At 67.4% G+C, this 6969-nt stretch carries 6 protein-coding genes; 3 read left to right on the plus strand and 3 right to left on the minus strand.

The features are described from left to right. Positions 1-59 precede the first annotated feature (59 nt). Positions 60-1253 carry an amidohydrolase family protein gene (locus tag WC815_22775; protein ID MFA5911612.1) on the plus strand — a complete coding sequence of 398 codons (1194 nt, stop codon included), beginning with the start codon at positions 60-62 and terminating at the stop codon, positions 1251-1253. 44 nt (positions 1254-1297) lie between these two features. Further along, on the plus strand, positions 1298-2218 hold the full coding sequence (locus WC815_22780) for a hypothetical protein (protein ID MFA5911613.1): 921 nt from the start codon (positions 1298-1300) through the stop codon (positions 2216-2218). Between the two features lies 1 nt (position 2219). Here WC815_22780 and WC815_22785 read toward each other — a convergent pair whose 3' ends face one another. Both WC815_22785 and WC815_22790 read right to left on the minus strand, forming a co-directional pair. Next, positions 2220-3599: a hypothetical protein gene (locus tag WC815_22785; protein ID MFA5911614.1), complete on the minus strand. Its 1380-nt coding sequence runs from the start codon at positions 3597-3599 to the stop codon at positions 2220-2222. Between the two features lie 196 nt (positions 3600-3795). Next, the gene (locus WC815_22790) at positions 3796-4935 is read right to left on the minus strand and encodes a citrate synthase (protein MFA5911615.1); all 1140 of its coding nucleotides are present in this window, start codon (positions 4933-4935) and stop codon (positions 3796-3798) included. A 192-nt stretch (positions 4936-5127) separates the two neighbouring features. Here WC815_22790 and ytxJ point away from each other — a divergent pair, with 192 nt between their 5' ends. After that, entirely contained in the window at positions 5128-5526 is a 399-nt protein-coding gene (ytxJ, locus tag WC815_22795; GenBank protein MFA5911616.1) for a bacillithiol system redox-active protein YtxJ, read from the plus strand. Here the strand turns inward: ytxJ and WC815_22800 are convergent. Further along, on the minus strand, positions 5480-6969 hold a 1490-nt coding region (locus WC815_22800), incomplete at its 5' end, for a pitrilysin family protein (GenBank protein MFA5911617.1). The genes ytxJ and WC815_22800 overlap by 47 nt on opposite strands.

Below are 6969 nucleotides of genomic sequence, written 5' to 3' on the forward strand. Positions count from 1 at the left end.
CTGGATCGGCGCCACCAATTGTGAGATGGTGAAGCAACCCGTTCAGGCAGCAGTCATCTATGAACAAATCCCGTTTGATCCTCGCCGTTCTCGCGCCAGTTGTAGTCACCGCCGCGCTCGCCGCGCAGGGCATGCGGGGCGGCACCCGCGTGACGCCGGGGCAGGAATGCCCGCCGGGCACCACCGAAGTCAGGCCGGGCAGCTGCCAGGCCCCGTCGGAGCCGCCGCCGAGCATCCTCGACTACCGGCCGCGGTCCACGCTGGTCACCGCCGAGCACAAGGTGCCCAAGGCGAAGTTCCCGGCCGTTGACGTGCACGGTCATCCGGGCGCGCTCACCACTCCCGATCAGATCAACCGTATCGTCTCGGTGATGGATTCGCTGAACCTGCGCGTGATGCTGGTGGCCGAGAACGTCTCCGGCGAACGCCTGGCGCGCACGCTCGAGGCCATCAACGCCAGCCCGCACAAGGAGCGCTTCCGCGTGCTGGCTGGTGTGGACTTCCGGAATGTCGGACCGGGGTGGGGCGAGCGCGCCGCCAGGCAGCTGGAAGCGGACCTCAAGGCCGGCGCCATCGGCGTGGGCGAAGTCGGCAAGCAGTTCGGCCTCCGCACCACCAAGCCGGATGGCTCGCGCCTCAAGGTTGACGACCCGGAACTGGACCCGCTGTGGGAAGCCTTCGCGCGGCTCGACGTGCCGGCGTTCATCCACACCGCCGAACCGCAGGAGTTCTTCCAGCCGCAGGACTTCAAGAACGAACGCTGGCTGGAACTGTCGCTGTTCGCGGATCGGCGCAACAACCAGCCGGGCCAGGTGACGTTCGAGCAGTTGATCACCGAACGCAACAACGTCTACCGCAAGCATCCAAAGACACGCTTTGTCGCGGCGCACTTCGGCTGGCACGCCAACGACCTGGCCCGCGCCGCGAAGATGCTGGACGATTTTCCGAACGTGACGATCGAAGCCGGCGCGATTCTCTACGACCTCGGCCGCCAGCCCAGGGCCGCGCGCGAGTTCTTCACGAAATACCAGGACCGCATCATGTTCGGCAAGGACTCGTTCCAGCCGGACGAGTACCCGTACTACTGGCGCGTCTTCGAGACGGCCGACGAGTACTTCGACTACTACCGCGACTACCACGCCTTCTGGAAGCTGTACGGCATGGCGCTGCCGGATGACGTGCTGAAGAAGGTGTACTACAAGAACGCGCTGAAGGTCTTCAAGGGCCTGCCGGCCACGGGCTGGCCGCAGTAGGGCGCCGCTGTAACCTCCGGCGGATTCCCACGGTCAAACCAGGCATGAACCGCCATCGCCTGATCCTTTCCGCTGCCGCCGCCGTCCTGGTGACGGCGGCAGGGTGCGGCAACGGCACCCCGACCTCGCCCACGGCGACCGCCACCATCACCACCACGGCCGCAGTTGTCACGGTGGCCCCGCCGACCTCATGTTCGGCCTGGGCGGGCACCCAGCGGGCCAGCGGCGTGACGCCGGCGACGGGCTCCGTGGCCTCACAACGCGAGGCGCTTTACGCCGCCGGCGGCGGCGTCCGCGCCGTGAGCAACCGCTACTTCGCGGCCTGGTTCCCGTCCGGCTGGTCGTCATCGTCTCCACGCCGGGTGCTGGTGGGCCTGCACGGCACCGGCGGGGCGCCCGAAACCGAGTGGTCGGTTGACTGGAAAGACATCGCCAGTTCGCGGGGCTGGGCCTACGTCGGCCTGAAGTACGTGGACGATGCGACCGGCAGTCACGATGGCGACACGGTGATCTACGCGAACCTGAAGTCCACCATCGATGCGCTCACCGCGTCTTGCGACTTCGGCTCGCCGTCGATGTTCCTGGTCGGCTTCTCGCGTGGTTCGGCCCAGTCATTCCCGGTCGCCTACCTTGACCTCAAGGACCGGAGGCTCTTCAAGGCCATCGGCAACAACTCCGGCGCGTGGCCGGCCGGCCAACCGATGGTCGCGACGATGGCGGGGTTCGTCGCCCGCGGGGAAACGACCGCCTACAGCGGCGCGAAATTCTGGATGTACTGCGGCGCCCTCGACATGGAGCACGGGTCTCCGATGTGCGACGAGATGAGGAACGCGCGGACCTTCGTCCTGTCTTACGGCGGCACCGTGGAGCGGCTCTACGAAGACCCCACCGGCGCTCATGGCGGGCTCGCCAAGAACGCCGATGCGTGGGGTGCGATGTTCACGTATTTCGAAGGTCTCCGCTAGCTCACCGCCGGCCGGACGTGGGCGGCGAGACCGGCACGAGGCTGAAGGTCATGCTCGTGTACATCATCTCTTCCGAGGTCTGATCGCCCCAGTAGACGTCCTTGCTGGGATCGGGGTTCGCCTTGTTCGCGGGCGAGTTGTCGTACCACGCCTTGGCCTGGATCTTGGTGCCGGCCGGCAGCTTGAGCGGCTCGCGGAACACGTACTCATGCTGCCAGTTGAAGTCGTACTTCGGCACCGACAGGATGACCTCGCGGCGGCCATCGGGATACACGGCCTCGTAGAGCCACTTCTTGCCGCGCACGTGCGTGTGCGGAATCAGGCTGTACAGCACGATCTCGCGATTGATCGTCATTTCCGCCTCGACCAGGTGGTCAGCAGCGCGTGGCGGAATGTGCAGGCTGCCGTTGATTATCTGCGCGGTCAGGAGCGCGGTGCGCGGTGGCGCCGGCGCGAACTTGAGGGCAATCGTCGTCCGATCGGTGGTCGCCTCGCCTGTCGGCGTGTAGTGCATCTGCAGCACGATCGAGTGGCCGGCCGGCAGGCGCATGGCCATGCCATCCGGGAAGCGGCGAACCGAATTGCCGGGCACGTAACCGCCGATCGAGCCTCCGGTGCCGCGCAGGCGCGGACGATCGTTCGGCCCGGGCGCGACGCGCTGTTCGGGCGGCAGCGGCGCGCCACCGGTCTGGCCGGCCGGAATCTCGGTGCAGCAGGCAAAGCTGAAGAGCGGCGGCGGCCGCACCGCGTTGGCCGCGGGCGGGGCCGGCGGCGTTGGCGGCGCGGCGCCCGGTGCGGGCTGCGGGGCCCGCGTCGACATGATGATGTGATGCACGGCCTTGCGATTGCCGGGCTTGATCTCCCACGCCTGGATCCAGCGGTCTTCGGGGAAGTTGGCCGGGATCTCGAGGTATTGGTACGGCACGGTGCCGGTCGCCGGCAACGGGTAGTCTTCCTGCATCGACAGCACGACGTCGGGCTGACCGATCGTCCATCCGTCGGTGTACACCGGCGCGGCCGGCAGATCGGCGGGGTTGCCTTCCGGCGCCCCGGCACTCGCCCACCTCGCGATGATCGCCTTCTGCGCATCGGTGAGGCGGCGCTCGTTGGCAAACTTGCCGTACGCGGGGTCCGCGTGCCACGGCGGCATGGTGCCGTCGGCAACCTTGGCGGCGATCGATCGCGCCCACGGCCTGGCGTCCTTGTAGGTCAGCAGCGACATGGGTGCGATGTCGCCGGGGCGGTGACAGCTCGTGCAGTTGGCAAAGAAGATCGGGGCCACGTCCTTGCTGAACGTGGGCGCCGGCTGCGCGCCGGCCGGGCCGGCGGACCACATCGCCAGCAGGACCACCACACTCGCCGCAACATGCTTCGTTGTCATTCGTCGTCTCCTGGTGTTGCGGTTAGCGCAGCGCGGTGCCGCCGCTGCGGGCGCGGCTGAACTTCTTGAACATGTGGCCCTCCGGGGCAGTGAGGGGGAAGCGTAGCACCGGCAGCGGCCGGGTTCTACAGGTTCCACGGGCGCCGGATTGGGCCGGGCACCCGGTGGAACCCGGGAAAACACGCGGGATTCCCGCTCAGCGCTGCTCGAGCGGAATCCAGGTCTGCGGGTAGTTGGGACCGGTGTAGTCGGCGCGCGGGCGAATCAGCCGGTTGTTCGCGTACTGCTCGAGCACGTGCGCCGTCCAGCCGCTGATGCGGCTGACCGCGAAAATCGGCGTGTAGAGATCGATGGCGATGCCCATCGTGTAATAAGTGGACGCCGAATAGAAGTCCACGTTCGGATAGAGCTTCTTTTCCGCCTTCACCAGCGCCTCGATGCGCTCGCTCATCTCGAACCACCGGGTGTTGCCGGCCTTGTGCCCGAGCTCCTTCGACATCTGCCGCAAGTGCGTCGCCCGCGGATCCTCGGTGTGATAGACGCGATGGCCGAAACCGGAGATCTTCTCCTTGCGCGCGAACTTGCCCTTCACGAACGCGTCGATGCGATCGCCCGGCGCGTCGGGGCCGATCTCGATCAGCATCTTCATCACTTCGGCGTTGGCGCCGCCGTGGAGCGGACCTTTGAGCGTGCCGATGCCGGCGACGATCGCCGAGTGGATGTCGGTGAGCGTCGCCGCCGCGACGCGGGCGGCGAAGGTGGACGCGTTCAGTTCGTGATCGGCATGCAGCGTGAGCGCGATGTCCATCGCGCGAATCGCGGTGGCGTTCGGCCGCGTGCCAAAGAGCATGTAGAGGAAATTCGCGGCGTGCCCCATGGCCGGGTCCGGCGCAATCGGCCCGCCGCCCTGCTGCATGCGTCCCCAGGTGGCCACCAGGCTGGCGACCTGCGCGGTCAGGCGCACCGCCTTGCGATACGACGCGGCCGCCGAGTTGTCGTGCGCCTCCGGATCGTAGTGGCCCAGCGCCGAGGTCAGCGTGCGCAGCGCGTCCATCCCGTCCGACGGCGGCAGCATGTTCATCAGCCGAATGATGGATTCGGGCAGCTGGCGGGCGGCGGCGAGCTGGGACTGCAGGTCGCCAAGCTCCGCCCGGTTCGGCAGGCGGCCGTGCCACAGCAGGTAGCAGGTCTCCTCGAACGTCGCGTGCCGGGCCAGGTCGTGAATGTCGTGACCGCAATACGCGAGCACGCCGCGATCGCCGTCGAGAAAACAGATCCGGGACGACGTCGCGACGACATCTTCCAGTCCGCCCTTGGGTTTTGCCTCTGCCGTCATGGACACGATCTTACAGCCTTCGCTGCGTTCGTCACGAAACTCTAACTAGCGGCCGGACACGCCGAGCGTCTGACCGCCACCCGAAGGAACCGCGAAAAGCGCGCATGGCGGCTCCCGGGGAGGAGGCCGCTCTTTTGCTCGGCCGGCGCGCGCGTTCAACCCGAGGGCGCGGAGTACACTGGATTCGTCTTCATGCCCACCCCGCTGAACGTCTTGTCCACCACCGAGGAGCTCGACAGCGCCCTGGCCCGGTCGTCGCTTCGCCCAATCGTCATCTTCAAGCACAGCCCGACCTGCGGCATCAGCGCGCAGGCGTTCGAGTCGATCTCGGAGTGGCTGGCTGGTGAGGTGATGGCGGCGGACTTCTTCGTGGTGCCGGTGCAGGCCAGTCGCGCCGTGTCAGCGGCGCTGACGGAGCGATTCGGCATCCGGCATGAGTCGCCGCAGGTGATGGTGATTCACGACGGCCAGGTGGTCTGGCACGGCTCGCACTTCCGCGCGACGGTCGGGTCGATTGTCGCCGCGCTCGACAAGCTGGCGGCCGCTACTTCGGCTCCGGGATTGGCTTCCCGCCAAGGTCCACGAAGGTGATGTTCGCGAAGGCGCCCAGCTGGTCCTTCACTTTCGCGTAGTCGCCGACGATCACCACCACCGAGTCTTCAGATCCCAACAGCATCTCGGCGCCGGTCTTCACCGCCTCGGCTGAAGGCTGCGAGATCTGCCGCTGGAACGTCTCGGGATAGTCCTTGGGCAGGCCAAAGGCGTTCACCGTGTTGATGGTGGCGGCAAAGCCAGCCTGGGTGGCGTTCTGGATCAGGAACAGGCCGCGCGAGTACTGCTTGGCATCGGCCAGTTCCTCCGCCTCTGGCCCCCCGGCGCGGAGCTTGTCGATCTCGCCGTAAATCTCCTTCAGCGTCGCGCCAGTCACATCGTTACGCACGTCGGCCGCGGCGCGGTAGAAACCGCCTTCGGCCATCGCCTGAAACTGGGACTGCGGCGAATAGGTGTAGCCCTTCTCTTCGCGGATATTGCGCACGAGCCGCGAGTCGAACGCGGCGCCGTAGATCTGGTTGGTCAACTGCAGCGTGTACCACCGCGCATCATCGCGCCGCGTCGCGAAGTTGCCGACGGAGATCGACGACTGCACGCTGTTGGGACGCTGCACGAAGATCAGCCGGCGGCCCTTGGTGACCGGCATGACCGGCGCCTTCGGCTCGGGCACGGCGGCGCGCGGCCAGGCGCCAAACGCCTGCTCGGCCGCGGCGAACACCGCCTCGGGCGCGGTATCACCGATCACCACCAGGAACGCGTTGTTCGGGCGGTAGTAGGCCGTGTGATACGCGGCGATGGCCGCGCGGTCGATGGCCGGCAGGCTCTCCGGCGTCGGTCCGGTGCGCGCGTACGGATGATCGCCGAACAGGGACTGGCGGAACACCTTGTTGGCGACGAATTGCGGCGAGGCCATTTGCGCCTGCAGTTGCTGCGCGGTGTTGGCCTTGAGCAGGTCCACCTCGGATTGTGGGAATACCGGATTGCGCGCGACGTCGGCGAGCAGCGACAACATCCGCGGCATTGATTCCGACAAGCCGCGCATCTGGAAGGTCGTGGAATCCTGTCCGGCGGCGCCCGAAAGCGCCGCGCCCATGGCGAAGATCTCGCGCTTGAGCTGCTCGCTCGACCGCGTGGTGGTGCCTTCCTGCGCGGTATCAGCGACAAACTGCGCGAGGCCGGCCTTGCCGGCGGGATCGAAGGCCAGGCCCGCCCGCACGGTGAGCATCGCCGTCACCTTCGGGACGGTGGCGTAGCGGACGGCGATGACCTGCAATCCGTTAGCGAGCGTGCGCTCAACGCGAGGGGGCGGCGCGAACGGTTTCTCCGGCCCCACTTCGGGCTTCGGCAACACCTGGCCCGAGGCGGGCGCCGCGGCCATCGCGGCGGCGGCGAACATGAGGGCGGCCACGTGACTGGACCTGCGGCGAATCATCGGGCACCTCCGGCCGCCGGCTTGGGTGCGGGACGGCTGTCGATCGACGT

Source organism: Vicinamibacterales bacterium (assembly GCA_041659285.1).
GTDB lineage: Bacteria > Acidobacteriota > Vicinamibacteria > Vicinamibacterales > UBA2999 > 12-FULL-67-14b.

Excerpts from the sequence above, each read along its gene's own strand:
- WC815_22775 (MFA5911612.1), top strand. The coding sequence starts at position 60 with ATGAACAAATCCCGTTTGATCCTCGCCGTTCTCGCGCCAGTTGTAGTC.
- WC815_22780 (MFA5911613.1), top strand. The coding sequence starts at position 1,298 with ATGAACCGCCATCGCCTGATCCTTTCCGCTGCCGCCGCCGTCCTGGTG.
- WC815_22785 (MFA5911614.1), bottom strand. The coding sequence starts at position 3,599 with ATGACAACGAAGCATGTTGCGGCGAGTGTGGTGGTCCTGCTGGCGATG.
- WC815_22790 (MFA5911615.1), bottom strand. The coding sequence starts at position 4,935 with ATGACGGCAGAGGCAAAACCCAAGGGCGGACTGGAAGATGTCGTCGCG.
- ytxJ (MFA5911616.1), top strand. The coding sequence starts at position 5,128 with ATGCCCACCCCGCTGAACGTCTTGTCCACCACCGAGGAGCTCGACAGC.